The sequence below is a fragment of the Nocardioides pakistanensis genome (genome assembly GCF_054781215.1).
The window spans coordinates 213,833-240,161 of record NZ_BAAGUV010000034.1 but is presented as its reverse complement, the minus strand read 5'-3'; the positions used below and the strand labels follow the sequence as shown (position 1 = coordinate 240,161).

24 protein-coding genes and 1 tRNA gene are annotated in these 26,329 nt (G+C 70.9%); 18 read left to right on the top strand and 7 right to left on the bottom strand.

From position 1 onward, the window contains the following. Window positions 1-13 precede the first annotated feature (13 nt). A tRNA-Ala gene (locus tag ACYVIH_RS14645) sits at window positions 14-89 on the top strand. Between the two features lie 63 nt (window positions 90-152). Here ACYVIH_RS14645 and ACYVIH_RS14640 read toward each other — a convergent pair. The 3 genes from ACYVIH_RS14640 to galE all read right to left on the bottom strand — a co-directional run bounded on the left by ACYVIH_RS14640 (window position 153) and on the right by galE (window position 1,986). Then, window positions 153-659 (bottom strand): YflT domain-containing protein, encoded by a 507-nt coding sequence (locus ACYVIH_RS14640; RefSeq protein WP_460870200.1) that lies wholly within the window; start codon window positions 657-659, stop codon window positions 153-155. 64 nt (window positions 660-723) lie between these two features. After that, the gene (locus ACYVIH_RS14635) at window positions 724-1,020 is read right to left on the bottom strand and encodes a hypothetical protein (RefSeq protein WP_460870199.1); all 297 of its coding nucleotides are present in this window, start codon (window positions 1,018-1,020) and stop codon (window positions 724-726) included. 3 nt (window positions 1,021-1,023) lie between these two features. Then, window positions 1,024-1,986 carry a UDP-glucose 4-epimerase GalE gene (gene galE, locus ACYVIH_RS14630; RefSeq protein WP_460870198.1) on the bottom strand — a complete coding sequence of 321 codons (963 nt, stop codon included), beginning with the start codon at window positions 1,984-1,986 and terminating at the stop codon, window positions 1,024-1,026. A gap of 287 nt (window positions 1,987-2,273) precedes the next feature. Here galE and ACYVIH_RS14625 point away from each other — a divergent pair, with 287 nt between their 5' ends. From ACYVIH_RS14625 to leuS, 13 genes are all read left to right on the top strand, one after another. Further along, complete coding sequence (locus ACYVIH_RS14625; protein ID WP_460870197.1) at window positions 2,274-3,488, top strand: methyl-accepting chemotaxis protein; 1,215 nt, start codon at window positions 2,274-2,276, stop codon at window positions 3,486-3,488. A gap of 161 nt (window positions 3,489-3,649) precedes the next feature. After that, window positions 3,650-6,019, top strand: coding sequence for a chemotaxis protein CheW (locus ACYVIH_RS14620; RefSeq protein ID WP_460870196.1), 2,370 nt, complete (start codon window positions 3,650-3,652; stop codon window positions 6,017-6,019). Between the two features lie 13 nt (window positions 6,020-6,032). Next, window positions 6,033-6,470, top strand: coding sequence for a chemotaxis protein CheW (locus tag ACYVIH_RS14615; RefSeq protein ID WP_460870195.1), 438 nt, complete (start codon window positions 6,033-6,035; stop codon window positions 6,468-6,470). Continuing rightward, window positions 6,467-8,047 carry a methyl-accepting chemotaxis protein gene (locus tag ACYVIH_RS14610; protein ID WP_460870194.1) on the top strand — a complete coding sequence of 527 codons (1,581 nt, stop codon included), beginning with the start codon at window positions 6,467-6,469 and terminating at the stop codon, window positions 8,045-8,047. The genes ACYVIH_RS14615 and ACYVIH_RS14610 overlap by 4 nt, the downstream gene beginning before the upstream one ends. A 173-nt stretch (window positions 8,048-8,220) precedes the next feature. Beyond that, complete coding sequence (locus ACYVIH_RS14605) at window positions 8,221-9,837, top strand: methyl-accepting chemotaxis protein (RefSeq protein WP_460870193.1); 1,617 nt, start codon at window positions 8,221-8,223, stop codon at window positions 9,835-9,837. A gap of 95 nt (window positions 9,838-9,932) precedes the next feature. Then, window positions 9,933-11,093 carry a protein-glutamate methylesterase/protein-glutamine glutaminase gene (locus ACYVIH_RS14600; protein WP_460870192.1) on the top strand — a complete coding sequence of 387 codons (1,161 nt, stop codon included), beginning with the start codon at window positions 9,933-9,935 and terminating at the stop codon, window positions 11,091-11,093. Further along, window positions 11,090-11,971 (top strand): CheR family methyltransferase, encoded by an 882-nt coding sequence (locus tag ACYVIH_RS14595; protein WP_460870191.1) that lies wholly within the window; start codon window positions 11,090-11,092, stop codon window positions 11,969-11,971. The genes ACYVIH_RS14600 and ACYVIH_RS14595 overlap by 4 nt, the downstream gene beginning before the upstream one ends. 5 nt (window positions 11,972-11,976) lie before the next feature. Then, the gene (locus ACYVIH_RS14590; RefSeq protein ID WP_460870190.1) at window positions 11,977-12,366 is read left to right on the top strand and encodes a response regulator; all 390 of its coding nucleotides are present in this window, start codon (window positions 11,977-11,979) and stop codon (window positions 12,364-12,366) included. Further along, window positions 12,363-12,857, top strand: a complete 495-nt coding sequence (locus ACYVIH_RS14585; RefSeq protein ID WP_460870189.1) for a chemotaxis protein CheX — start codon at window positions 12,363-12,365, stop codon at window positions 12,855-12,857. The genes ACYVIH_RS14590 and ACYVIH_RS14585 overlap by 4 nt, the downstream gene beginning before the upstream one ends. Continuing rightward, window positions 12,854-13,216: a response regulator gene (locus ACYVIH_RS14580; protein WP_460870187.1), complete on the top strand. Its 363-nt coding sequence runs from the start codon at window positions 12,854-12,856 to the stop codon at window positions 13,214-13,216. Before ACYVIH_RS14585 ends, ACYVIH_RS14580 begins: the two co-directional genes overlap by 4 nt. A gap of 14 nt (window positions 13,217-13,230) precedes the next feature. Beyond that, window positions 13,231-13,713 carry a hypothetical protein gene (locus ACYVIH_RS14575; protein WP_460870186.1) on the top strand — a complete coding sequence of 161 codons (483 nt, stop codon included), beginning with the start codon at window positions 13,231-13,233 and terminating at the stop codon, window positions 13,711-13,713. Between the two features lie 58 nt (window positions 13,714-13,771). Beyond that, window positions 13,772-14,656 carry a hypothetical protein gene (locus tag ACYVIH_RS14570; protein WP_460870185.1) on the top strand — a complete coding sequence of 295 codons (885 nt, stop codon included), beginning with the start codon at window positions 13,772-13,774 and terminating at the stop codon, window positions 14,654-14,656. Window positions 14,657-14,829: 173 nt separating this feature from the next. Continuing rightward, complete coding sequence (gene leuS / locus ACYVIH_RS14565; RefSeq protein ID WP_460870184.1) at window positions 14,830-17,331, top strand: leucine--tRNA ligase; 2,502 nt, start codon at window positions 14,830-14,832, stop codon at window positions 17,329-17,331. Window positions 17,332-17,335: 4 nt separating this feature from the next. On the opposite strand, the gene ACYVIH_RS14560 is transcribed toward leuS, so the two are convergent. Beyond that, window positions 17,336-17,983 carry an SDR family oxidoreductase gene (locus ACYVIH_RS14560; RefSeq protein ID WP_460870183.1) on the bottom strand — a complete coding sequence of 216 codons (648 nt, stop codon included), beginning with the start codon at window positions 17,981-17,983 and terminating at the stop codon, window positions 17,336-17,338. A gap of 120 nt (window positions 17,984-18,103) precedes the next feature. Here ACYVIH_RS14560 and ACYVIH_RS14555 point away from each other — a divergent pair, with 120 nt between their 5' ends. From ACYVIH_RS14555 to ACYVIH_RS14545, 3 genes are all read left to right on the top strand, one after another. Beyond that, a complete protein-coding gene (locus ACYVIH_RS14555; RefSeq protein WP_460870182.1) occupies window positions 18,104-19,000 on the top strand; it encodes a DegV family protein in 897 nt (298 codons plus the stop codon). A gap of 130 nt (window positions 19,001-19,130) precedes the next feature. Next, window positions 19,131-20,213, top strand: a complete 1,083-nt coding sequence (locus ACYVIH_RS14550) for a helix-hairpin-helix domain-containing protein (protein WP_460870181.1) — start codon at window positions 19,131-19,133, stop codon at window positions 20,211-20,213. 2 nt (window positions 20,214-20,215) lie between these two features. Further along, window positions 20,216-22,585 (top strand): ComEC/Rec2 family competence protein, encoded by a 2,370-nt coding sequence (locus ACYVIH_RS14545; protein WP_460870180.1) that lies wholly within the window; start codon window positions 20,216-20,218, stop codon window positions 22,583-22,585. Here the strand turns inward: ACYVIH_RS14545 and ACYVIH_RS14540 are convergent. After that, window positions 22,537-24,174, bottom strand: a complete 1,638-nt coding sequence (locus tag ACYVIH_RS14540) for a serine/threonine-protein kinase (RefSeq protein ID WP_460870179.1) — start codon at window positions 24,172-24,174, stop codon at window positions 22,537-22,539. The two genes, ACYVIH_RS14545 and ACYVIH_RS14540, sit on opposite strands and share 49 nt — an antisense overlap. Before the next feature lie 101 nt (window positions 24,175-24,275). On the opposite strand from ACYVIH_RS14540, the gene holA reads away from it, so the two are divergent. Then, window positions 24,276-25,259, top strand: a complete 984-nt coding sequence (gene holA / locus ACYVIH_RS14535) for a DNA polymerase III subunit delta (RefSeq protein ID WP_460870178.1) — start codon at window positions 24,276-24,278, stop codon at window positions 25,257-25,259. Between the two features lie 3 nt (window positions 25,260-25,262). Here holA and ACYVIH_RS14530 read toward each other — a convergent pair whose 3' ends face one another. Both ACYVIH_RS14530 and rpsT read right to left on the bottom strand, forming a co-directional pair. After that, a complete protein-coding gene (locus ACYVIH_RS14530) occupies window positions 25,263-25,760 on the bottom strand; it encodes a hypothetical protein (protein ID WP_460870177.1) in 498 nt (165 codons plus the stop codon). 173 nt (window positions 25,761-25,933) lie between these two features. Next, window positions 25,934-26,194, bottom strand: a complete 261-nt coding sequence (gene rpsT / locus ACYVIH_RS14525; RefSeq protein WP_460870176.1) for a 30S ribosomal protein S20 — start codon at window positions 26,192-26,194, stop codon at window positions 25,934-25,936. Window positions 26,195-26,329 lie beyond the last annotated feature (135 nt).

The window sequence follows — 26,329 nt, the reverse complement described above, 5'->3', positions numbered from 1 at the left end:
GGGTTCGAGCGGCGGGGCTGTGGCGCAGCTGGTAGCGCACCTCCATGGCATGGAGGGGGTCAGGGGTTCGAGTCCCCTCAGCTCCACCAGACGAAGAGGCTCCCTCGCACGACGCGAGGGAGCTTCTGTCGTCTCCGGGCCGGGTGCGGCCCTCAGGCGAACGGGTCCGGGCGGCCGCCGGGAAGGTCGGCGAGCAGGGAACGGCCCTCGGCGGCGTACTTGTGCTCGACCAGCACCTCGTACTTGGTCGCGACCACCTGCTGCACCGAGGTGAAGTCGCGGCGGCCGCGCGTCGCCGCGTAGCCGATCATCGCCCAGATCACGCCGAAGAGGGCCCCGAACAAGGCGGTGGAGAGGATCACCGGCAGCGCGTCCTCGGTGCCGAAAAGGGAGAAGATCAGGCCGACGAAGACGCCGAGCCAGAGCCCGGACAGTGCTCCGCCGAGCGCGACCTTGCTGTTGGTGAGCCGGCCCGTCACGCGCTCGACCTGCTTGAGGTCGGTCCCCACGATCATGCAGTTCTCGACGGGGAACCCGTTGTCCGCGAGATGGTCCACGGCCTTCTGCGCTCCGGCGTAGTCGTCGTACACCCCGAGGGACTGCGGGAACTGCAGCTGCAGGGGGGACCTGGGGTCGGGCATGCGTGCCGGGTTGCTCATGTGTCCATTCTCCCCGTCCGGGTACGGCGGGCAAGCCGGCCGCCGACCGACCGGCCGACGACCCTCAGTCCAGCTGCGGGCGGACCACCACGACGATGCCGCCGAACCTGGCCTCGTCGGCCCAGCAGGCGACACCGTCGACGTAGACGGTGTGGGTGATCGTGGCCTCCTCGCACAGCTCGCCGGTGTCGGCGTACCTGGCGGCGAACCCGCCCGACTCGCTGGTGTTCACCAGCACCAGCGGGCGCCCGTCCTCGGTGCCGGCCCGGGACACGCAGCTGCGGCAGAGGTAACCGGGGTAGCGAGACAGCGCGGGCTGCTCGGTCCCGCAGAGCGGGCAGGAGACGAACCCGAGGGCCACGGCCTACTCGGCGTTCTTCCGCGCCGACCAGGCGCTGGCCACCATCTCCTCGAGTCCGTGGCGCATCTGCCACTCCAGGTCGCGCGCGGCGAGGTCGCCGGCTGCCACGATCCGGGCGGGGTCCCCGGGACGACGCGGAGCGATCTCGGGGTCGAAGCCGATCCCGGTCACCTTGGCCATGGCGGCCATGATCTCGCGCACCGAGCTGCCGTCGCCGCTGCCGAGGTTGTAGGCCGGTGCGAGCCGCTCACCACCCTCCAGCTTGCGGGCCGCCACGACGTGCGAGTGGGCGAGGTCGGCGACGTGGATGTAGTCGCGGACGCAGGTGCCGTCGGGGGTGGGGTAGTCGTCACCGTTGATGTGCGGCGTCCTGCCCGCCACCAGGGCGTCGAAGACGAGCGGGAAGAGGTTGTGCGGACTCGTGTCGTAGATCGAGTCGTCGACGGACCCGACCACGTTGAAGTAGCGCAGCGAGGTGTGCTTCAGCCCGGTGGCGACCTCCTGGTCGGCCAGCAACCACTCGCCGATGAGCTTGGACTGGCCGTAGGGCGACTCGGGGTGGGTGGGCGTCTCCTCGGTCACCAGATCGGTGTCGGGCGTGCCGAAGATCGCGGCGCTGGAGGAGAACACCATGTTGTCCACGCCCTCGTCCTGCATGGCGCGGAGCACGCTCACGGTGCCGGTGACGTTCTGGTCGAAGGTGTGCAGCGGCTTCTGCACCGACACTCCGGCGTACTTGAAGGCCGCCACGTGCACGACACCGGTGACCTCGTGCTCGCGGAGGGTACGACGGACCAGGTCGGTGTCGAGGATGCTGCCGCGGACGAACGGGATGTCGTCAGGGACGAACCCGGCGTGACCGCTGGAGAGGTCGTCGAGCACCACCGAGCCGATGCCCTGCTCGGTGAAGGCACGCACCACGTGCGCCCCGATGTAACCCGCTCCGCCCGTCACCAGCCACGTCATCGGCACTCCTCGCACTCGCGTCGAAGCCGTCCGGGAGTCCCCGGCCGGCGTCGGCGATCCTACTGGCCGGCGACCCGGGACCAGGCTCGCCACGGCTCTGAGGCCGGCCGCGGTGGGCGCCAGGTGGTCTGGTCCGACCGGGTCATTTGCCGCGATTGTGCTCAAGTGAACGCCGAGCCGCGCCGAAGAGAGCAGACCTGACCACCACCACGGCCCGCACGGGTATCACCTCCTGGGTCCCGCGCGGAGTCGCGCTGGACGCCACGGCCTTCGCCGCGCGTCACCGCATGCTCACTGCGGTGGCGCTGGTCCACATCCCGCTGATCCTCGGCGTCGCCGTCTGGCGCGGCGTCCTCGACTCGGTCGTGTGGATCGGGCTCGCCGCGATCGTCGCTGCGTGCGCACTGGCCTCGCGGGCGCTGTCCCAGCCACTACGAGCCAGCCTCGTCGGCTTCGCGCTGATGATGACCTCGACCGTCCTGCTCCACGTCTCGGGCGGGCAGACCGACATCCACATCCACTTCTACGTGATGCTCGCCCTGGTGGCGCTCTACCAGGACTGGTCGCCCTTCCTCGTCGCGATCGCGATGGTCGGCGGACACCACCTGATCCTCGGGTCGCTCCAGGCAGAAGCGGTCTTCTCCGACCCCGCCGCCCAGGAGAACCCTCTGGCGTTCGCGCTGCTGCACGCCGGGCTGCTGCTGGCGATGGCGGTCGGCCTGGCCGTCGGCTGGCGCTACACCGAGCAGGCCGAGGCCGCCCGTCGCGCCGAGCAGCGCCGCGCCGAGGAGCAGGCCCTGGCTCAGGCGAAGATGCAGAGCGAGCTGGCAGCCGAGCGGGAGCGCACCGCGGCGGAGGCCGCCGAGCGCCTTGCCGAGCAGGAGCGACGGGCCGCCGAGCTCGCGGAGCGGCTCGCGGTGCTCGAGCAGGCCGGTGAGCGGCTGAACGGCAACGTCAGCACGGCAACGGGCGAGATGGAGGGGTTGCTGAGCGCGATCCAGGACATCGCGGTGGCCGCGAGCCATGCGACGACCACCGCCAACGACGCGGACACCGAGATCCGCGACAGCGTGGTCTCGATGGAGCGGCTGTCGCAGACGATGAGCCGGGTCCAGCAGATCGCCCAGAGCATCACCGCGATTGCCGACCAGACCAACCTGCTCGCCCTCAACGCCACGATCGAGGCGGCACGGGCGGCCGAGGCCGGCAAGGGCTTCGCGGTCGTGGCCAGCGAGGTGAAGAGCCTGGCCCGGGAGACCGCCGACGCCACCGAGCGGATCCGCGAGGTGGTGGTGGCGGTCCAGTCCGAGACCGAGCAGGCTGCCGGCAGCATCAACCGGATCCGCGACGTGATGACGCAGGTCGTCGACGCGCAGACCACGATCGCCGCGGCCGTCGAGGAGCAGACTGCCGCCACCAACCAGGCGCGTCACGCGATCGACAGCGCCGCCTCGGAGGCCGACCGGATGGCCACCGACCTGCGCGCCGTGGCCTCGCTCTGACTCCTGGTCACACCTGTCACATCCGGCACGTCCGGGCCGGGCACCGCACTGTGCCCGAACCACCCCCGAACCGGCGCAAAACGGCTCAAGTTCGGGCGCTGGGAACCGATTGATAAAGCAACCTGCCCGCCGCGGGCACTGATGGGAAGAGCGGAGCTGCCATGGACGGCATGGAAGGCATGGACGAGATCATCGAGGAGTTCCTCGTGGAGAGCCACGAGAACCTCGACCAGCTCGACCGGGACCTCGTGGACCTCGAGCGCGACCCGTCGTCGCGCGAGCTGCTCTCGAGCGTGTTCCGGACGCTGCACACCATCAAGGGCACCAGCGGCTTCCTGGCCTTCGGCACCCTGGAGTCGGTGACGCACGTGGGGGAGAGCCTGCTGTCGCGTCTGCGCGACGGCGAGATGGTGCTCACCCCGCAGATCACCACCGTGCTGCTGGAGATGGTCGACGCCGTGCGTGCTCTGCTGGCGGAGATCGAGCGCAGCGGAAACGAGGGCGAGGAGACCTACGCTCCGCTGGTGGCCCGCCTCGAGGCGCTGCTCGAGGGAGGGACCACTCAGGTCGAGGTCCCGGCCGAGGAGGTGACGGTCACCGCCACCGCACTCGCCACCGTGGGTGCCGAGGCGGCCGGGTCCGGCCAGGCATCCGGCTCGCTCAACGGGCAGGTGGGTACGGCGAGCACCGGCACCGACGTACCTCTCGGCGCCGACGAGATCGTGCCCGCCGACCTCGCAGCACTGGACCTGCTCCCCGAGAGCTCGGCACTCGCCGAGAACCCTGCAGCGGTGGACGCCCTGCCCCAGGCCGCCGCCGGGACCGCGGCCGCCGAGACCGGCTCCTCCGACAGCGCAGGCGGCCAGGACGAGGCTCGCCGGTCGGTCGCCGACAGCTCGATCCGCGTCGACGTCGCGCTGCTCGACTCGCTGATGAACCTGGTCGGCGAGCTCGTGCTCACGCGCAACCAGATGCTCCAGCGGTCCGCGACCCGCGAGGACATCGAGCTCGCGCGGACCACCCACCGGCTGAACCTGATCGCCGGTGAGCTGCAGGAGGGCGTCATGAAGACGCGCATGCAGCCCATCGACAACGTGTGGAGCAAGCTGCCCCGCGTCGTGCGCGACCTGTCCCTGATGCTCGGCAAGCGGGTCGACCTGCGCATGGAGGGGCGCGACACGGAGCTCGACAAGACCATCCTCGAGGCCGTGCGCGACCCGCTGACCCACCTGGTCCGCAACTCCGTCGACCACGGCATCGAGACCCCCGAGCAGCGCCTCGCGGCGGGCAAGCCCGAGCAGGGCACGCTGCTGCTGCGTGCCTTTCACGAGGGCGGCCAGGTCAACATCGAGATCGCCGACGACGGCGCCGGGATCGACCCTGAGAAGCTGCGCGCCAAGGCCGTCTCGAACGGCATGCTCACCCGCGAGGGCGCCGCCGCCCTGGGTGACCGCGAGGCACTGAACCTGATCTTCTCCGCCGGCTTCTCGACCGCAGCGGCGGTCACCAACGTCTCCGGCCGCGGCGTCGGCATGGACGTGGTCAAGACCAACATCGAGAAGATCGGCGGCACGATCGACGTCAGCAGCGTCCGCGGCGAGGGCACGACGGTCCGGATCCGGATCCCGCTGACCCTGGCGATCATCCCCGCGCTCGTGGTGGCCTCGGCCGGCAACAGGTACGCGATCCCGCAGGTGAACCTGCTCGAGCTGGTGCGCGTGGAGCCCGACTCCCACTCTGCGATCGAGACGGTGCACGGAGCTCCGGTCTACCGGCTCCGCGGCCGGCTGCTGCCCCTGGTGGACCTCCGCGAGCAGTTCGGGCTGTCCGTGGTGGACCACGAGACGACCTACATCGTGGTGCTTCAGGCGGACAACCGCGAGTTCGGCCTGATCGTGGACGGCATCCTCGACACCGAGGAGATCGTGGTCAAGCCGCTCGGCCGCCAGCTTCGCGGAATCGAGCTGTACGCCGGCGCGACGATCATGGGTGATGGACAGGTCGCACTGATCCTCGACGCGATGGCACTCGCCCGCCGGGCCGGCATGGCGGTGGAGAACGGCGACGGGCTCGACGCCTCGAACGTGCAGGCCAGCAACACCGAGAACACCGCACTGCTCGTGGTCGCGCTCGGCGACGGCCGGCGTGCCGCGATCCCGCTCGGGACCGTGGACCGGCTGGAGGAGTTCGCACTCACCAGGATCGAACGCACCGGTGGGCACGAGGTCGTGCAGTACCGCGGCCAGATCCTTCCGCTCGTGCGCCTCGACCAGGCCCTGCAGGGGTATGGCGGCGACCAGGGCGAGTCGCTCCAGGTGGTCGTGTGCCGCAGCGGCGACAGCCTGATCGGCATCGTCGTTGCCGGGATCCTCGACATCGTCGAGGAGGAGCTCTCGGTCCGCAGCCACCTCGACACCGGCGGCCACAACGGTTCGGCGGTCGTGGACGGCCTCGTCACCGAGCTGGTCGACATCGACCGCGTGATCGGTTCCATCGACCCGGGGCTGCTCGCCCCGGCGGTCCTGAGCTGAGGGAGAGCACCAGATGTCCCAGCAGTACTGCACCTTCGTCCTCGACGGCCACCTCTTCGGTGTTCCGGTCTCCTCGGTCCAGGAGGTCCTCAAGTCACAGGAGGTCACCCCGGTCCCGCTCGCACCGCACGAGGTCTCCGGCCTGATCAACCTGCGCGGCCAGATCGTCACCACGATCGACCTGCGCAGCCGGCTCGGCATCCCCGCACGCGAGGAGGAGGCCCCGTCGGTGTGCGTGGTCGTCCGGACCGCCGACGGCAGCGCGGTCAGCCTCGTCGTCGACGAGATCGGCGACGTGCTCGAGCCCAGCCAGGAGTCCTTCGAGGCGGCACCCGAGACCGTCCCGTCCCGGATCCGTGTCATGGTCACCGGCGTGTGCAAGCTCGACACCGAGCTCATGCTCGCCCTCGACACCGAGCTCGCCGTCACCCTCGACGGAGAAGCTGCGTGAAGACCGTCGGTGCCGTCCTCCGCAACCGGAGCACGGCTCACAAGCTGGTCCTGGTGACCGCGGTCGGCCTGCTGCCCGGCGTGCTCCTCGGTGGCTACGGCTACGTCAAGATGAACGCCATCGAGGAGAAGTCCCTCGAGGCACGCCACATCACGCAGGCGGCCTCGCTGGTCAACAGCCTCGACACACGGTTCAGCGAGATCAAGTCCGACGCCTACCGGGCGCTCGTCGAGCGCGACACCGCGCAGGTCAAGGCCGACCTCGCCAAGGACATCGCCACGGCCCAGGACATCCTGGCCGGCTTCGACGAGCTGAAGATCGACTCTGCGGCGGCGGCCGACGAGTCTGGCTTCTACGACGCGCTCGAGGGCTACTTCACCTTCATGAGCGGCTACGTCGAGCTCGCGGCCACCGACCGTGACGCGGCTGCCGCGCAGGTCGGCCAGGTGGCCGACGCGAACCAGCAGATGGACGCGGTGCTCGACCAGCTGCGCACGGCCATCGACGAAGGCATCGCCCGGGTGAACCAGGAGGAGCTGGACCTGCGCTCCTCGCTCACGCTCGCGATGCTCCTGATCCTGGGTGTCGCGACGGTCGTGGCGATCATCGTCGCGCTGTGGATCAGCCGGATGATCACCCGCCCGCTGCGACGGACTGTCGAGGTGCTCAAGGGGCTTGCCAGCGGCCGGCTCGACGAACGTCTCGACCTCGACTCCAAGGACGAGCTCGGGACGATGGCGCTCTCCTTGAACGAGGCGCTGGAGACCCTGCGCAGCACGATGACCGACTTCGGCACCAGCGCAGAGACCCTGATGCAGGCGTCGGAGGAGCTGTCTTCGGTGTCGGGTCAGATGTCTGGTTCGGCTGCTGAGTCGGCGTCGCAGGCGGGTTTGGTGTCGGCGGCGGCCGAGCAGGTGTCGCGCAACGTGCAGACGGTGGCGACGGGGACGGAGGAGATGTCGGCGTCGATCCGGGAGATCGCGCAGAACGCGTCGTCTGCTGCGGGGGTTGCGGCGCAGGCGGTGCAGGTGGCGGAGACGACGACGAGCACGGTGGCGAAGCTGGGTGAGTCCTCGTCGGAGGTCGGGAACGTGATTAAGGTGATCAACTCGATCGCGGAGCAGACGAACCTGTTGGCGTTGAACGCGACGATCGAGGCGGCTCGGGCTGGTGAGGCCGGTAAGGGGTTCGCGGTGGTGGCGAACGAGGTGAAGGAGTTGGCGCAGGAGACGTCGAAGGCGACGGAGGACATTTCTCGTCGGATCGAGGCGATCCAGTCCGATACCTCTGCTGCGGTGGAGGCGATCGGGGAGATCTCGGCGATCATCGCGCGGATCAATGACACGCAGAACACGATTGCGTCGGCGGTGGAGGAGCAGACGGCGACGACGAACGAGATGAGTCGCAATGTTGCTGAGGCGGCGACCGGGTCCAGTGATATCGCGCAGAACGTGACCGGTGTGGCGCGGACCGCGAACGACACCACTGCTGCTGCGGCGTCCACCAGCCAGGTGGCCGAGGAGCTCGCCCGCGCAGCAGCCGAGATGCAGCAGCTGGTCGCCCGCTTCCAGTACTGACCACCTCGGCGAGCAAGGAAGTGCGCCAGCCGGCAGACCGACCGGCCGGCCAGGCCTGCCTGCCGAGACGCATCACCCGGTCGCCGGATCCCGGCGTGCCGGCAGCACAGATTCGGAACCACGCCGCAGCTGCGGCAACGACCACTGAAACGGGGAACGTCGTGGAGAGCGACATGAAGGACAACGTGAAGAGCCGAGGAGTCATGGGCAGGGTGCGGGATCTGAAGACCGCTCACAAGCTGCTGGCCGGGTTCCTCGCCGTAATCGTGCTGATGACCTTGGTCGGGGCGCTCGGCGTCACGCGCCTGGGCAAGGCCCAGAGCCGGTTGGACCACATGTACGAGGACAACCTGCAGTCCCTCGCTTTGATCGGCAGCGTGGAGACCTACTTCGAGTCCATTCGCTTCCGGACGCTCGACGTGGCCCTGTCCACGGACGCCGAGGACATGGCGACCCTCGATGCGCGGATCAAGGAGCTCGACGGCCTGGTCGACGACGCTCTGACGACGTACCGGACGACCGACCTGACCGGACGAGAGGAGGCTCTGACCTCCCTGGAGCAGGGGCTCACCGCCTACCGCGAGGTGCGCGACAGCAAGGCGCTGCCCGCGGCTCGGGCGAACCAGCTGGAGCGGTTCTCCGCGATCCGTGCCGGCGAGATGAGCGCTCTGGCCAGCCAGGTCGCCGACTCGATCGACAAGCTGCTGGACATCGAGATGTCCGACGCCGAGCAGGCGCGGGAGGCCTCGCAGAGCGCCTACGACTCCGGCCGGCTGATGGTGATCGGCCTCGTGGTCCTCGCCGGTCTGCTGGCGCTCGCGATGGCCCGCTACCTGTCCGGGCTGGTCGCCAAGCCGCTCGGCCGCGCCGTCGAGGTCCTCCGCGGTCTGGCTGCGGGTCGGCTCGACCAGCGGTTGGAGGTGGACTCGGCGGATGAGGTGGGTCAGATGGCGGTGGCGTTGAACGCGGCGATGGATCAGCTGCGGGATTCGATGAGCCAGATCGATCACAACTCGCAGGCGTTGGCGTCGGCGTCGGAGGAGCTCTCGAGCGTGTCGGGTCAGATGTCTGGTTCGGCTGCTGAGTCGGCGTCGCAGGCGGGTCTGGTGTCGGCGGCGGCCGAGCAGGTGTCGCGGAACGTGCAGACGGTGGCGACGGGGACGGAGGAGATGTCGGCGTCGATCCGGGAGATCGCGCAGAACGCGTCGTCTGCTGCGGGGGTTGCGGCGCAGGCGGTGCAGGTGGCGGAGACGACGACGAGCACGGTGGCGAAGCTGGGTGAGTCCTCGTCGGAGGTCGGGAACGTGATCAAGGTGATCAACTCGATCGCGGAGCAGACGAACCTGTTGGCGTTGAACGCGACGATCGAGGCGGCTCGGGCCGGTGAGGCCGGCAAGGGGTTCGCGGTCGTGGCCAACGAGGTGAAGGAGTTGGCGCAGGAGACGTCGAAGGCGACGGAGGACATTTCTCGTCGGATCGAGGCGATCCAGTCCGATACCTCTGCTGCGGTGGAGGCGATCGGGGAGATCTCGGCGATCATCGCGCGGATCAATGACACGCAGAACACGATTGCGTCGGCGGTGGAGGAGCAGACCGCGACGACGAACGAGATGAGTCGCAATGTTGCTGAGGCGGCGACCGGGTCCAGTGATATCGCGCAGAACGTGACCGGTGTGGCGCGGACCGCGAACGACACCACTGCTGCTGCGGCGTCCACCAGCCAGGCGGCCGAGGAGCTGGCGCGGATGGCGGCTGAGATGCAGCAGCTGGTCGCCCGCTTCCAGTACTAGCAAGCAACCTGCGCTGTGCTCAGCGACCGGGGGGTCACTCGGCACAGCGCAGGTCTCCCAACAGGACCGATGAGAGCAAACGAAAGGACGGCACCATGACGCGGATCCGCGTGCTGGTGGTCGACGACTCCGTCGTCGTACGCCGGCTGGTGTCCGACATCTTGTCGGCTGACCCCAACATCGAGGTGGTCGGGACGGCGGCCAACGGCAAGGTCGCCCTGGCCAAGATCCCGCAGACCAACCCCGACCTGATCACCCTCGACATCGAGATGCCCGTGATGGACGGGCTGGAGACCCTGCTGGAGCTTCGCCGGGACTACCCCAAGCTCCCGGTGATCATGTTCTCCACGCTCACCGAGCGCGGCGCCACCGCTACCCTCGACGCGCTCGAGCGGGGTGCCCGTGACTACGTCACGAAGCCCGCGAACGTCGGCAGCGTGACCGCGTCGATGGAGGCGGTCCGGGCGCAGCTGGTCCCGAAGATCCTCGCGCTCTGCCCCCGTCCTGGCGCAGCCTCGGCGCTGGGTGCCTCTGTGCCTGCTCGGGCGGGGGTACGACGTCCGGCCACGCCCGCCGTACCCGGGCGCGGGACCGCACCGACTCCGGCGACACGGCCGGGACCGGCTCGGGAGCACCGCGTCGACGTGGTGGCGATCGGTGTCTCGACCGGAGGCCCGGACGCCCTCACCACCGTGCTCGCTGCCCTTCCGGCCGACTTCCCGGTGCCGATCGTCGTGGTCCAGCACATGCCCCCGGTCTTCACCAAGCAGTTCGCCGACCGGCTCAACACCCGCTGTGCGGTCTCGGTCAGCGAGGCTCTGCCCGGTGACCGGGTGCGCCCCGGTCACGTGCTGATCGCCCCCGGTGACTACCACATGCGGCTGCGCCGCTCCGGTGAGCACACCCTGGTCACGCTCGACCAGGGGACACCGGAGAACTACTGCCGTCCCGCGGTCGACGTGCTCTTCCGCTCCGTCGCCGAGAACTTCGGCCCCAACGTCCTGGCCGTCGTCTTGACCGGCATGGGCTCCGACGGTGCACGAGCCGCGGCCGACATCGTCGCCGCCGGTGGCAGTGTCTTCGTCCAGGACGAGCAGACCTCGGTCGTGTGGGGCATGCCCGGCGCGGTCGCCGGCGCCGGTCTGGCACACCGCATCCTTCCCCTGCCCGACGTGGCTCCCGCCATCGTCGGACGCGTCCGCACCGGTCGTCCCGCCCTGGGCACCGCATCTGCTCTCGAGGAGGTCCGATCGTGACGCTCTCCCCGCGTGCCTTCGGGTACGTCAGCGAACTGGTCCGCCGCGAGGCGGCCATCGTGCTCAGCCCGGGCAAGGAGTACCTCGTCGAGGCACGCCTGCTCCCGCTCTCCCGTGCGGCGGGTCACGCAGGCGTGGACGACTACGTCGGCGCCGTGTCCACCCGGGGGAGCGCCAAGGACCGGGAGGCGATCGTCGAGGCACTGACCACCAACGAGACCTCGTGGTTCCGTGACCGCGAGCCCTTCGAGGCGCTGACCAACCACATCATCCCCGAGCTGCTCAAGAGCACCGCTGCACGCCGTCGGATCACCGTCTGGTCGGCGGCCTGCTCCAGCGGCCAGGAGGCCTACACCATCGCGATGCTCATGGCCGAGCACGTCGTACCCCTCGGCTGGTCGGTCGACATCCTGGCCACCGACATCTCGGGGGAGATGCTAGAGCGGACCAAGCAGGGCAGCTACAGCCAGCTCGAGATCAACCGGGGCCTGCCCGCCCCGATGATGGTCAAGCACTTCACGAAGGTCGGCACCCACTGGCAGGTCTCCGACCAGCTCCGGTCGATGGTGCGGGTGCAGAAGTTCAACCTCGCCGCGCCGTTCCCGCCGCTGCCGACGTTCGACGTGGTGTTCATGCGCAACGTGCTCATCTACTTCGACACCCCGACCAAGCGCTCGATCCTGCAGCGCACCCAGCGCGTCCTCAACCCCCAGGGCTACCTGGTCCTCGGCGGGGCCGAGACGACCCTCGGCATCGACGACAACTGGGAGCGCGTCTCTGCCGGCCGAACCACTCTCAACCGTCCCCTTGCAGGAGGAATCAATGGAACCGCTCGACAGTCTCCGGCGCCCCTGGTGTCGGCCGGTGAAGGCAGGTGAGTGACATGCGTGCACTGGTCATCGACGACTCCCGCGCCATGCGGATGGTTCTCACCCGCCAGCTCAGCGGGCTCGGCTTCGAGGTGCTCCAGGCCGGCGACGGAGCCGAGGCGGTCACCCGCCTGGAGGAGGCAGGCGAGGACCTGCCCGTGCTCGCCACCGTGGACTGGAACATGCCGGTCATGGACGGACTCACGTTCGTGCAGACCATCCGGCAGCGCCCTGAGTGGCGGCAGATCTCACTGATGATGGTCACCACCGAGTCCGAGCAGGGACAGATCGTCCGCGCGCTCGCCGCGGGGGCCCACGAGTACCTGATCAAGCCCTTCGGGGCAGACGCCTTCTCCGAGAAGCTCGACCTTCTCGGCCTCAACCCCGCAAGGAGCATCGCATGAACACCGACACCCTGCTGAGCCTCGAGGAGGTCCGCGAGATCAGCAACGGCGTCTGGGCCTCGTTCCTCGGCACCGAGGACGAGACCCCGCTGCTCGACGCCGCCGAGCCGCTGGCCCCGAACGTCGACGGCGTCCACGCCTGGGTCGGCGTGGGCGGGGCCTGGGACGGCCAGGTCTGGCTCGAGATGACCGCCACCGGTGCCGAGGAGGCGACCAAGGCGATGCTCGGGCTCGACGAGGTCACCGTCGAGGACGTGATGGACGCCGTCGGCGAGCTGGTGAACATGGTCGGCGGCAACATCAAGGGCATCATGCCCGCCCCCAGCAGCCTCACCCTGCCCACCGTCGTGATGGGCCGGGTCACGCGGGCGGTCACCCTCGACGGCGTCGAGCTGAGCCGCGCCGACCTTTCCTGGGACGGACAGCCGCTGCGCGTCAGCGTCTGGGAGTCCACCCGCACCAAGAACGCACCCAACGGAGGAGAACAGTGAAGATCCTGATCGTCGACGACAGCCGCGTGATGCGGCAGATCGTCACCCGCACCCTGCGCCAGGCCGGTTACGATGGCCACGACCTCGTCGAGGCCGGCAACGGCCGCGAGGGGTTGGACGCGGTCAACCAGCACATGCCCGACCTCGTGCTCTCGGACTGGAACATGCCCGAGATGGACGGCATCTCGATGCTCCAGTCACTCCGGGCAGCCGGCAAGAACGTGCCGTTCGGCTTCATCACCTCGGAGAGCTCTCCGGAGATGGCACAGCGGGCACAGGACGCGGGTGCCCTCTTCCTGATCACCAAGCCCTTCACAGCGGAGAGCTTTCGCGACGCCCTCGACCCCGTGCTGGGCTGAAAGGAACACAGACGATGACCACTCCTCTTCCGACCCCGAAGGCCGTGCGAGACCTGTTGCTCGACCTGCTCGGGCGCAACGTCGAGGTGGCCATCGGCGACGCCTACGCACCCAAGCCGAAGGAGCCGGCGACCCTCGGCGTCTTCGTCGACGACGGACTGCGGACGCGGGCTGTGATCGCCCTGGATCTGGATCTCTCGGCCTACGCCGCCGCGGCGATCGGACTGATCCCCGTGGGTGGGGCCGAGGCCGCGATCGAGGACGCTGAGCTGAGCCCGCTGCTGCAGGAGAACCTCGGCGAGGTCCTCAACATCTGCGGGTCGCTGCTCAACGCCGAGGGGCACCCGCACGTGAAGCTGCACGCGACGTACCCGCCCGGTGCGGCGACCCCGAGCGACGTGCCCGGGTTCGCCGCGATCCTGGGCAACCGCCTCGACCTCGTCGTGGACGTGACGGGCTACGGCAAGGGCAAGCTGTCGATCGTGGGCGCACCGTAAGCACGGATCCGGCCCGCACGCCGGGCGCAGAGGGCTGACGAGGACCAGGAGGTACCAGGTGTACTCACTGGTCAGCGCGCCCGTGCTCGGCTTCGACCTGGTCCGGCGCGAGGGAGGCGTCGCGGTCGCGTCCCTGATGCTGGCGGCGCTCGACCTCACCGAGGACGACCTGCCCGCGATCGCCGAGGTGTACGCCGAGGCGGCGGACCCGGCGACCGCCAGCATCGAGGACCTACCCGCGCTCGAGGCTTCCGCGTCCCACCCCGAGAACCTGACCGGTGCGCTGAGAGCAGGCGCCGCACTCGTGGCGATGGACCGTGCCCACGAGGCGCTGGCCCTGCTCGAGCGCACCTCGGTCGTCGGCCGGGACGGGCTGGAGCACTTCATCAGGTACGACGTCTTCGGCTGGACCTGGACGACGGGGGAGGGGGCTCCCCGGCAGAGCCCCGTCGCCGCGGCCGCGGTGACGGCCGTCTGCGGTGCGGTGGGCGCTGCCTACGACCAGCTCCCCGGAGGAGCCGTCGCGGAGCTGTTGCGCAGCTACCGGTCACGACGCGCTGACGAGCACGGCAGTCGTCTGGGTCCGAACGGCCGCGAGGTCGCAGCGCTGGTGCGGCGCCTGCGTCGGCTCGAGCCCGAGGACCCGCAGCGACTCTCCGCCGCCGCGGACCGGATGCGGGGAGAGGACTGGGCCGGAGCGGTGCACTCCGCGACCTGGGCGGCTCACCTCGCGGACCGGATCCGGGAGACCGCCCGGGCACAGCTGCTCGCCGTGGAGGCGCTCGGCGAGAGCTGCCTGTCGGTGACCGATCTGGCGACCGGGGCGTGGAACCTGGTCAGCGGTGCCGTCCAGGCACTGGTCGTCCGCGATCTCCTCGACGAGGAGACCGCCGCCGGACTGCTCCGGGAGCTGACGGTGGCGCTCGGTCCGCTGGAGGACTGAGCACTGCTCGCGGCGCACGGGGGTGCCTGCGGTACCATGGCCGGGTGACCAGGTTCCTCCTTCTTAGCCGGCCGCGCTGACCACGCACCACGACAGCGCGGCTACCCCTCATGCCTGAGGGGTTTTTTTGTGCCCGAGGCGACGCGACCGACACGCGACAGGAAGACGAGACGATGACCGAGCAGCAGGCCCCCCGGACGGCAGAGGACCGGACGACGTACGACGTCGTCGCCGCGCAGGAGAGGTGGCGCAAGGTCTGGGAGGACCTCAACCCGTTCCAGGCCGCGGACGACGGTGCGCGCGAGCGGCGCTACGCGCTGACGATGTTCCCCTACCCGAGCGGTGACCTGCACATGGGTCACGCCGAGGTGATGGCCCTGCACGACGTGATCGCCCGGTACTGGTGGCAGCGTGGGTACGACGTGATGAACCCGATCGGCTGGGACTCCTTCGGCCTGCCCGCCGAGAACGCCGCGATCAAGCGCGACGAGCACCCGGCGACGTACACCTACGCCAACATCGAGACCCAGGCGGAGTCGTTCCGCCGCTACGCGGTGAGCTTCGACTGGTCGCGCCGGCTGCACACCTCCGACCCGGAGTACTACCGGTGGACCCAGTGGCTGTTCCTGCGGTTCCGCGAGCGCGGCCTGGCCTACCGCAAGTCCAGCCCGGTCAACTGGTGCCCCAACGACCAGACCGTGCTGGCCAACGAGCAGGTGGTGCAGGGAGCGTGCGAGCGGTGCGGTGCCGAGGTCACCAAGCGCGAGCTGACCCAGTGGTACTTCAAGGTCACCGACTATGCCCAGCGGCTGCTGGATGACATGGAGCAGCTGAAGGACACCTGGCCCGAGCGGGTGCTGGCGATGCAGCGCAACTGGATCGGCCGCTCCGAGGGTGCACACGTCGACTTCGACATCGAGGCCTGCGGAGACCAGCCGCAGCAGCGGGTCAGCGTGTTCACCACCCGCCCGGACACGCTGTACGGCGCGACGTTCTTCGTCGTGGCCGCGGACGCGAAGCTGGCCCAGGAGATCTGCGCACCCGAGCAGCGGGAGGCGTTCGAGGCGTACCTGGAGCAGGTGCGCAAGGAGAGCGAGATCGACCGGCTGTCCACCGAGCGCGAGAAGACCGGTGTCTTCCTGGGTCGCTACGCGGTCAACCCGGTCAACGGGGAGCGGATCCCGGTGTGGGCGGCCGACTACGTGCTGGCCGACTACGGCACCGGTGCGGTGATGGCCGTGCCGGCTCATGACCAGCGTGACCTGGACTTCGCCAAGGCGTTCGGCCTGAACGTACGGCGCGTCGTCGACACCGGCGAGGACAACCCCGAGGAGAGCTTCGTCGCCACCACCGGCGACGGCGTCTACGTGAACTCCGGGGACCTGGACGGGCTGACCGACAAGGCGTCGGGGATCGCCCGGATCGTGTCGCGGCTGGAGGAGGCCGGGCGCGGCCAGGGGGCGGTGAACTTCCGGCTGCGTGACTGGCTGCTGTCGCGGCAGCGGTTCTGGGGCTGCCCGATTCCGATCGTGCACTGCGAGAGCTGTGGCGAGGTCCCGGTCCCGGACGACCAGCTGCCCGTCGAGCTGCCCGACCTGCGTGGCGCGGACCTGAAGCCGAAGGGCACCTCGCCGCTGGCCGCGGCGGAGGACTGGGTCAATGTCGCCTGCCCGTCCTGTGGCGGCTCGGCGAAGCGCGACAGCGACACGATGGACACCTTCGTGGACTCGTCGTGGTACTTCCTGCGCTACTGCTCGCCGGACTACACCGAGGGCCCCTTCGACCCCGAGGCGGTGCGGAGGTGGATGCCGGCGCATCAATATGTCGGTGGCGTCGAGCACGCGATCCTGCACCTGCTGTACAGCCGGTTCTTCACCAAGGTGCTGCACGACATGGGCATGGTCGACTTCGTCGAGCCGTTCCAGGCGCTGCTGAACCAGGGGCAGGTCATCAACCAGGGCAAGGCGATGAGCAAGTCCCTGGGCAACGGCGTGAACCTGGGCGACATGATCGACCAGTACGGCGTGGACGCCGTACGCCTGACCCTGGTGTTCGCCGGCCCGCCGGAGGACGACATCGACTGGGCCGACGTGTCGCCCGGCGGGTCGCTGAAGTTCCTGCAGCGCGCCTGGCGGCTGAGCGGCGACGTGACCTCCGCTGCGGGCGTGGACGTCACCGGCGGGGACGTCGAGCTGCGCAAGGCAACCCACCGGACGCTGCGCGAGGTCGAGCAGCTGATCGACTCGCACCGCTTCAACGTCGTCGTGGCCAGGGTGATGGAGCTGGTGAACGTGACCCGCAAGGCGATCGACTCCGGCTGCGGCCCGGCCGACCCGGCCGTGCGTGAGGCCACCGAGGCCGTGGCGATCATGCTGTCGCTGGTCGCGCCCTACACGGCGGAGGAGATGTGGTCCCGGCTGGGGCACGAGCCGACCGTCGCGCGGGCCGGCTGGCCGACCGTCGACGAGTCGCTGCTGGTGCAGGACACGGTCACCGCCGTGGTCCAGGTGCAGGGCAAGCTGCGCGGCAAGCTGGAGGTCAGCCCGGACATCACCGAGGCCGACCTGGAGGCGATGGCGCTGGCCGAGCCGGTGATCCAGCGAGCCCTGGAGGGCAAGACCGTCCGCAAGGTGATCGTGAAGGCGCCGAAGCTGGTCAACATCGTCGCCTCCTGACCTGTCACAGGTCGACGAACGCCTCCTCGACGGGGACCGGGCCGCTGAGCAGCGTGAACTGCTTGCGGATCGTGGCGGGGGAGTCCAGTGCTGCGGCCAGGGCATGGGCCACGTCGGCGCGGGGGATCTCGCGGGGCTGCGCGTCCGGGTCCAGGCTGACCTTCCCGGAGCCGGGGTCGTCGGTCAGCCGCCCCGGCTGGACGATCGTCCAGTCGAGGTCGCGTCCGCGCAGGTCCTCGTCGGCGGCAGCCTTGGCCCGCAGGTAGACCTGGAACACGTCGTCGCTGGTCGGGTCGACCCGGTCGGTACCCATCGAGGAGACCATCAGGTAGCGGCGCACGCCGGCGCGCTCCGCGGCGTCGGCGAGCAGGATCGCGGCGCCCTTGTCGACGGTCTCCTTGCGGGCAGCGCCCGAGCCGGGTCCGCCTCCGGCGGCGAACACCACCGCGTCGGCGCCGTCGAGGACCGCGGCAACCTCGTCGACGCCTGCCTTCTCGAGGTCGAGCACCACGGCTTCGGCGCCACGGTTCTCGAGGTCGGCCACGTGGTCGGGGTTGCGGACGAGGCCGACGGGCTGGTCCCCTCGCCGGCTCAGCCGCTCCTCGAGCAGCAGGGCGATCTGGCCGTGTCCTCCGGCGATGACGACGCGCATGGGTGTCCTCCTGGTCTGCTTCGGGCGCTGTTGCGGGGCAGTACCCCTGATCGTCGTACCACACGTCCTCGCAGCGGACGGCTCCGCTCATCGGGTGGGCAGCCGGGTAACCTTCCGGCCATGTCGCACATCGCCCTCGTCACCGACTCCACGGCGTCCCTGCCGCCCGGTGTCGCCGAGGAGCACGGGATCGTCGTCGTACCGCTGCAGGTCGTGATCGGGGCTAGGTCCTACGACGAGGGCGTCGAGGGAGGGGCGACCGCCGAGACCGTGGCCGAGGCGCTGCGGCAGTGGACGCCGGTGAGCACCTCCCGACCGTCGCCGGCGGCGATGCTCGAGGTCTACGAGAAGGCCGCCGCCGAGGGGGCGACCGAGATCGTGTCGGTGCACCTCTCGAGCGAGCTCAGCGGCACCTACGAGTCGGCGCAGCTCGCCGCCCGGGAGGCCCCGGTGCCGGTCACCACCGTCGACTCCCGCCAGCTCGGCATGGCCACCGGCTTCGCGGTGCTCTCCGCAGCGGGCGTGCTGGCCGCAGGTGGGTCGGCGGCGGAGGCCGCCGAGGTCTGCCGGAGCCGTACGGCGGCCACGACGTCGCTGTTCTACGTCGACACCCTCGACTACCTGCGCCGCGGCGGCCGGATCGGGGCAGCCGCCGCGCTGCTCGGATCGGCGCTCTCGGTCAAGCCGCTGCTCAGCCTCGACGACGGCCGGATCGGCATGCTGGAGAAGGTCAGGACGGCGGGGCGGGCGCTGGCGCGGCTGGAGGAGCACGCCGTGGCCGCGGCCGGCGAGCTCCAGGTCGACGTCGCCGTGGCTCATCTCGCGAACCCCGAACGAGCCGACCTGCTCGCCGAGAAGCTGCGCGACCGGCTGGCAGCGAACCTGGAAGGCCGGGAGATCGTCGTGGGTGAGGTCGGGGCCGTGATCGGGGCTCATGTGGGCCCGGGCATGGTGGCCGTGGTGGTCTCCCCGCTCCCGGAGCAGCTCGCCGGGATCGAGGCGGATTCGGCGCCGTAGCGGGAGGTCGCGGGCTCGGCGCCGTGGGCGGCCGGCCGTCGAGCGTCCACACGGAGCGATGCCGGGCTGCCTGTCCACAGATCGGGTCACGGCCGTCCGCGGACGGTCCGCACACTCCTACGGTCGTGACATGGCGTCCCGACGAACCGCTGCCCAGGCCGAGAAAGCCGCGATCACCCGTCGCCGGCTGGAGCTGTTGAGCGCCGAGCTGGCAGCCCTGCGCAGCTCGTTGCCCGACCCGGGAGAGGGCGAGGTCGACGGGGCGGAGGGCGGCACCGGCGGCGACGGCTCGGCGGACCGCGGCGACGTCCTCCATCTCCCGGCCGACAGCGAAGCCCGCGGTGTCGGCCCGCACGTCGGCCACGAGGGCGGTTCGCGGCCCGGTCCTGGGCGCGACTCTCGTGCGCCGAGCACCCCGGCTCCGGCGACCACCGGAGGATCCGTCCTGGATGCGGCGGGCCCGGCGGTGCCCGGGCGGCACGCCAGACGTCCGGTCGGGCTGCTGAGCAGGCTGGGCGGGTGGACCCACGACCGGCTCCCCCCGACGTTGCAGGGCCGGGTCCGGTTGAGCGCGGCCCACCTCAGCGTCGTCGCGCTGCTGGTCGCCGCGGCGTTCGCGGTGACCGCGTGGTGGGTGGTGCGGTCCGACGAGCAGGGTGAGCTCGTCGCATCGGGCTGGTCCCAACCCGGACAGACCGAGCCGGTGGAGCCGGTCGAGTCGGCACCGCAGCTCGTCACACCCGTGGCCGAGGCGGCTGCCTCGCCCGCCGCCGTGGCGACTGGGACGGTGGTCGTCGACGTCGCCGGACGGGTGCGACGTCCTGGGATCGTCACCCTGGCCGCCGGGGCGAGGGTGGTGGACGCGATCGAGGCTGCCGGAGGCGCCAGGCCCGGGGTGGACCTGACCCCGTTGAACCTTGCCCGGTTGCTCACCGACGGGGAGCAGATCGTCGTCGGCGTGCCGCCGCCCGGCGGAGTAGCCGCCCCCGCGGCATCGGCGTCCGCCCCGACGGCCACGGGTGCGCTCGTCAACCTCAACTCCGCAGGCCAGGCCGAGCTGGAGGAGCTGCCCGGGGTGGGCCCGGTGACCGCGGAGGCGATCCTCCAGTGGCGCAGTGAGCACGGCCCGTTCACCGCGGTGGACGAGCTCCTGGAGGTCTCCGGCATCGGCGAGGCGACGCTTGCCGAGCTGGCCCCGCACGTCACCTTGTGACCGTGGCCGACCGGCGGGACCGGTTGGCGCCGGCCGCGGCACAGCCTTCAGCCGCGCCCGCCGCGCCGCCCGACCTGCGGGCGGTGATGCTGGCGGCGATGGCTTGGGCCGGTGGCCTGGCGGGGTTCCTGCTCCCGCACTGGCTCGTGCTCTGTCTCCTTGCCGCTGCCGGGGCCACCTTGGCGGTGCGCCGGCAGCGGGGGAGGAGGGTCGTCCTCGGCGTTGCCTGGCTGGCGGCCGCGAGCGCCGTGGCCGGCTCGGCGATGCTTCGGACCCAGGCCGTCACGACCAGCCCGGTGGCCGAGCTCGCCGGGGAGCACGCCTACGTCGAGGCGCTCCTCGAGGTCACGTCCGACCCGGTCGTGCGGGCTGGGGAGTTCGAGCCCTACACCGTGCTCCGGGCGCACACGGTCGAGGTCACCGGACGGGGACGGACCCACCACGGCCGGCTGCCCGTGCTGGTGGTCGGCGACGTGCGGTGGAGCGAGGTCGAGCTGGGCGCCTCGGTCGTCGTCGAGGGTCGTGCGGCGCCCGCCGACGGGCCGGACCTGGCCGCGGTGGTGTCGACCGATCGGGCACCCACCGTCGTGCGCGAGCCGGGCGAGATCCTCGACGCTGCCGCCGCGGTGCGGGCCGGGATCCGTCGGGCCGTGTCGGGCGCCGGCGAGGGGGAGCGGACGCTCGTCCCGGCTCTCGTCGTCGGTGACGACCAGGGGATGCCTGCCGAGCTCGTCGAGGCGTTCCAGACCGCCGGCCTGACCCATCTGCTGGCGGTGTCCGGCACGAACCTGACCCTGGTCGTGGGCTTCCTGCTCGTGCTCGCCCGATGGATCGGCGTGCGAGCCCACGGTCTGGTGCTCGTCGGCGTCCTCGGTGTCGCCGGCTTCGTGCTCCTCGCGCGCACCGAGCCGAGCGTCGTCCGGGCCGCCGCGATGGGCTCCGTCGCGCTGCTCGGCATGGGCGCCGGCGGCCGGGAGCGAGGGGTGCGTGCGCTGGGCGTCGCGGTGCTGGTTCTGCTGCTGCTCGACCCGTGGCTGGTGATGTCGCTCGGGTTCGTGCTGTCCGCGCTCGCCACCGCCGGCATCCTCTTCCTGGCGCCGCCGTGGCGAGACGCGCTCAACCGGTGGCTGCCCCGCTGGGTCGCCGAGGCGGTTGCCGTGCCGCTCGCCGCGCAGCTCGCGTGCACGCCGGTGGTCGCGGCGATCTCGGGACAGGTGAGCCTGGTCGCGGTGCTGGCGAACATGCTCGTCGCGGCAGCCGTGGGGCCGGCCACGGTGCTGGGCCTTGCGGGCGGGGTCGCCGTGCTGCTGGTCGACCCCGCCGGCCTGCTCCTCGGCCGGGCAGCCGGTTGGTGCGCCCGGTGGATCATCGAGGTCGCCGAACACAGCGCTGCCCTGCCCACCGCCTCCGTCGGGTGGCGGGCCGACTGGGTCGCGGTCTCGCTGCTCAGCTTGTCGTGCCTGGCCGCGGCGCTCGCGATGCCGCGGCTCCTCGGCGGCCGGATCCGATCCGTGCTGGCGGCGCTGCTGATGATCGTCGCCGTCACCCGACCGCTTCCGACCCCGGGCTGGCCACCCGACGGCTGGATCCTGGTGGCCTGCGACGTGGGTCAGGGGGACGGGCTGGTGCTCAACGCCGGCGGAGGCACAGCCGTCGTCGTCGACGTGGGCCCGGACCCTACGGCGATCGACCGGTGTCTCGACCGCCTGGAGGTGGAGCGGGTGAGCGAGGTGGTGCTGACCCACTTCCACGCCGACCACGTCGGGGGGCTGCCCGGCCTGTTGGAGGAACGGCGCCCCGCTCGGGTCCTGGTCACGGCGCTGGCCGACCCCGTCGCCGGGGCAGAGGCGGTCCTGGCCGAGGCGGCGGCGGCCGCGGTACCGGTCCGGGTGGCCACAGCCGGGGATCTCGGGCGCTCGGGGGCGCTGTCCTGGCAGGTGGTGGGGCCGGAGGCACGGTTCGCCAACGGCACCGCTCCGACGGAGGGCTCTCCGGCCAACAACGCCAGCGTCGCCCTGCTGGTGGCCACCCGCGGGGTCCGGATCCTGCTCACCGGCGACATCGAGCCCGAGGCGCAGGCCGCGCTCGCCCGGTCGATGCCGACGCTGGAGGTGGATGTGCTCAAGGTGCCGCACCACGGCAGCCGCCACCAGGACCACGGTTTCCTCACGGGGCTCCGGGCGAGGCTGGCGCTGGTGTCGGTCGGGGCCGACAACGAGTACGGCCATCCGGCGGCCGGCACGCTGACCCTGCTGGAGGAGCACGGGGTGCTCGTCAAGCGCACCGACGAGTCAGGCGACGTGGCGGTGGTCGTGGACCAGGGTCAGCTGACCGTCCGGGAGCTCAGCACCTCGTCGTCGGCGATGAGGTAGCCGTCGTCGGCCCGCTCCAGCGTGAGCAGCTGGGACTCCCGGGTCGCTCGCCCGTCGGCGAAGTAGTAGGTCAGCGCGATCTCGACCTGCCGGTCGCCGACCGGTTCTGCGCTGTGCAGCTCGACCGCGTCGATGGAGGACCACCAGTCCTCGTAGGCGTCCCGGCCCTGGGCCTGCATGCTCGGCGCGAGCCGTGCCCAGCCCGCGTCGGTGTTGCCAGGCATGGCGGCGAAGTACTCCTGGACCACCTCCACCGGCTCCGGGCTGTCCGGGGAACGCTCCTCCGGCTCCGGCTCCGGTTCGGCCGTGGCTTCCTGGCCGGCCGTGCCGCTCGGGGTCTCTTCGGGTGTCCGCGACGGTGCCGGCTCGCCGCTCGGTTCTCCGCGGGTCGCGCTGGGTGTGGGTTCGGCGGCGGCCTGCGGGTCGTTCTCACCGGGGTCGCCGAGCGTGAGGTAGCCGATCCCCGCCACGGCGAGCAGGAGCACAGCCGCGGCGAGCCACGCCAGCCCACGTCGGGAACGCGAGTCCCGCTTGTCGGTGACGGGTCCCCGTGTCGGGGCGGCTCCGCGGGCTGGGCCGGCCCCCGTCGAGGAGGGCCCGTCCGTGTCCTGGGCGCCAGGCACCGGTGTCGCGGAGGGAGCGCCCGCGTCCTGAGCGACAGGGGCCGGTGTCGCGGTGGTGGCGGGCCCGGCAGCGGGGGCGGGGTCGAAGGCCGGGCCGGCCGTCGTACCGGCATCGGCGGCGAACGAAGCCGGCAGCACGAGCGTCTCCGGTGCGGGATCGTGGCCGTGGCCCACCACGTGGAGCAGCCGGGCAGCCTCGGCCATGCTGCACCGGTCGGCGGGGTCCCGCGCCATCATCTGCGCCAGCGGCGCGGCCAGCGGACCGGCGTGCTGCGGTGGCGGAGGGGGCGCGGCGGCGATCTGCTGGAGCATCGCGATCGGGTTGCGCTGCTCGGGGTACGGCGGTCGCCCCTCGACGACGGTGTACAGCGTCGCGCCGAGTGCGTAGACGTCCGACTCCTTGCCGGGGTCGGCTCCGCGGGCGAGCTCGGGGGAGAAGTACGACGGGGTACCGGTGACCAACCCGGTGCTGGTGAGCTGCCCGTCGGTGGCGCCCCGGGCGATGCCGAAGTCGCTGATCTTGGCCAGGTCGCCCTCCCCGACGAGGATGTTCCCCGGCTTCACGTCCCGATGGATGGTGCCGGCCGCGTGGGCGGCGGTCAGCCCGTCGGCGGCCTGCGCAGCGATCCGGGCGGCTCGCTCCGGCGACAGCCGGCCTTCCTCGTGGAGCAACCGGCCGAGGGTGCGGGAGGGGACGTACTCCATCACCAGCCAGGCGTGGCCGTGCTCGTCGTCGACGACGTCGAAGACCGAGACCACGTTGCGATGGTTGAGCCCGGCTGCGGAGCGCGCCTCCCGCAGCGCCCGCGCGGTGTCCGGTGCGGACTCGCCCGGCAGCATGCCGATCTGCTTGACGGCCACCTCGCGTCCGAGCAGCTCGTCCTCACACAGCCAGACCGTTCCCATGCCGCCCTTGCCGACGGCACGCAGGACCCGGTAGCGACCCACGATCAGGTCGGGCGTCATCGTGCTCCTTCGGGACGGCGGGACAGTCGTTGGTCTCCTACCCACAGGCGCGTCAGGTACGCGTCCGGGGTGTCGGTCGGGTGTGGCAGGCTGGCTCCACCATGGCGACTCCCAAGGCATCCGACGTGCTCGGCCACGTCACGCTGGTGACCGGCCCCGAAGAGCTGCTCAACGAGCGGGCGATCACCGCCGCGCTGCAGGCGGTGCGGCACGCGGACGAGGAGTCCGAGGTCAGTCAGACCACCGCCGACCAGCTGACCATGGGCGCGCTGGCCGATCTGGCCGCCCCGTCGCTGTTCTCCACGATCCGTTGCGTGGTGGTGCGCAACCTCGAGGACCTGCCCGACGAGACCTATGACGGTCTCGTGGACTACGCGGCGTCACCGGCCGACGACGTCGGCCTGGTCCTGGTGCACAACGGCGGACAGAAGGGTTCCGGTCTGCTGGCCAAGCTGCGCAAGCAGAAGGCAGTCGTCGAGGTGAAGTCCGCGGCGCTCAAGCCGAGTGAGTACTCCCGCTGGGTCGCGGCCGAGGCCCGCTCGCACGGGGCTCGGATGGCGGAGGACGCCGCCGAGCTGCTCGTGCAGTCGGTCGGCCACGACCTGCGTGCGCTCGCCGGCGCCTGCCACCAGCTCGCCAACGACTTCGCCGGGGAACCGCTGACGGCCGACGTGGTCAAGCGCTACTTCGGGGGCAGGGCCGAGGTAAAGGGCTTCGCCGTGGCCGACGCGGCCATCTACGGCCGCACCGCGCAGGCACTTGAGGAGCTGCGCTGGGCGCTCGACAACGGCACCGCGCCGGTGCTCGTGACCAGTGCGTTCGCCAGCGGTCTGCGCGGGCTGGCCCGCTACAAGAGCGCTCCGCGAGGGCTGCGCGAGGGCGACCTGGCCCGTGAGGTCGGGGTGCCTCCGTGGAAGCTGCGCACTCTGCGGGACCAGTCGCGCGGCTGGGAGGAGCCGGGTCTGGTCCGCGCGATCCAGGCGGTGGCGCAGGCCGATGCCGACGTCAAGGGTGCGGCCAGCGACGCGTCGTACGCCCTGGAGCGGATGGTGATCTCCGTCGCCACCGCCCGCTCGTCACGCTGAGGTTCAGTGGCTGGTCGTTCCGCGCCGGGACTCCAGGTCCGGGCTGATCCAGCGGTCAGCGACCACTCCGGTCACGAACGAGAACACCGCCTTGTGGCCGACATCGACCGCTTGCTCCTGCCGCGGCCAGGTATGTGGAGGGGCCCCGACACCGGTGGCGTTCTCGACGGTCTGGTCGAAGGCCAGGCGCACCATGGTGTGGGCTGCGTTCGCGCGCGGTCCGCGGATCCCGGTGGCCGCCCAGACGCCCCGGAGCGCGCCCAACGCCGCTCCGGTCACCCAGTGCAGCGTGTGGTTGGCGAGGAACGGCTGGTCGGAGTCGCTGGGATGACGGCCCAGCAAGGTCAGCAGTGCCCGACCGGGCACGTAGGAGTCGGCGCGGTGGGTGATCGCCTGCTCGAGCTTCTCGCCGGCGGTCATCGCGACCACCCCGACGAGGCCCGCCCCGGCGCCCCTCAGGGCCGCACTGCGCAGGGCACGTGGTCGACTGGGTTGTCTCACGGGATCTCCCTCCTGTCGGTGGTTCCATCGTGCACGCTGCCAGCGGTGCCCCGACACAGGGGGCGGAAAGCGCCTACGCCCCCGGCGGCCACGAAGGCACGCAAAAGGCGCCGTCCGGGCACGGACGGCGCCTTGCGGTGACGTGACCACGCGGGATGGTCACGTCAGATGGCTCAGAGAGCGGCGGCCTTCTTGGAGATCGCCGACTTCTTGTTCGCAGCCTGGTTCTTGTGGATGACGCCCTTGGACGCAGCCTTGTCGAGCTTCTTGTTGGCGATCCTCGCCAGCTCCTGCGCCTTGTCGGCGTCACCAGCCTCGGCGGCCTCGCGGAACTTGCGGATCGCCGACTTCAGCGCCGACTTCACGGACTTGTTGCGCTCGTGCGCAGCCTCGTTCTGTCGGTTGCGCTTGATCTGGGACTTGATGTTCGCCACTACGGTGCGCCTCGTCTGGTCTGATGCGGGGTTTGGTCTGGTGTGCGCTCGGCCGTCGAAGGCCAGACACGCGAGGCACAACGATACCAGCGGCCCCGCGGCACCCTCAAATCGAGGCGCCGCCGGCTCGAGGCG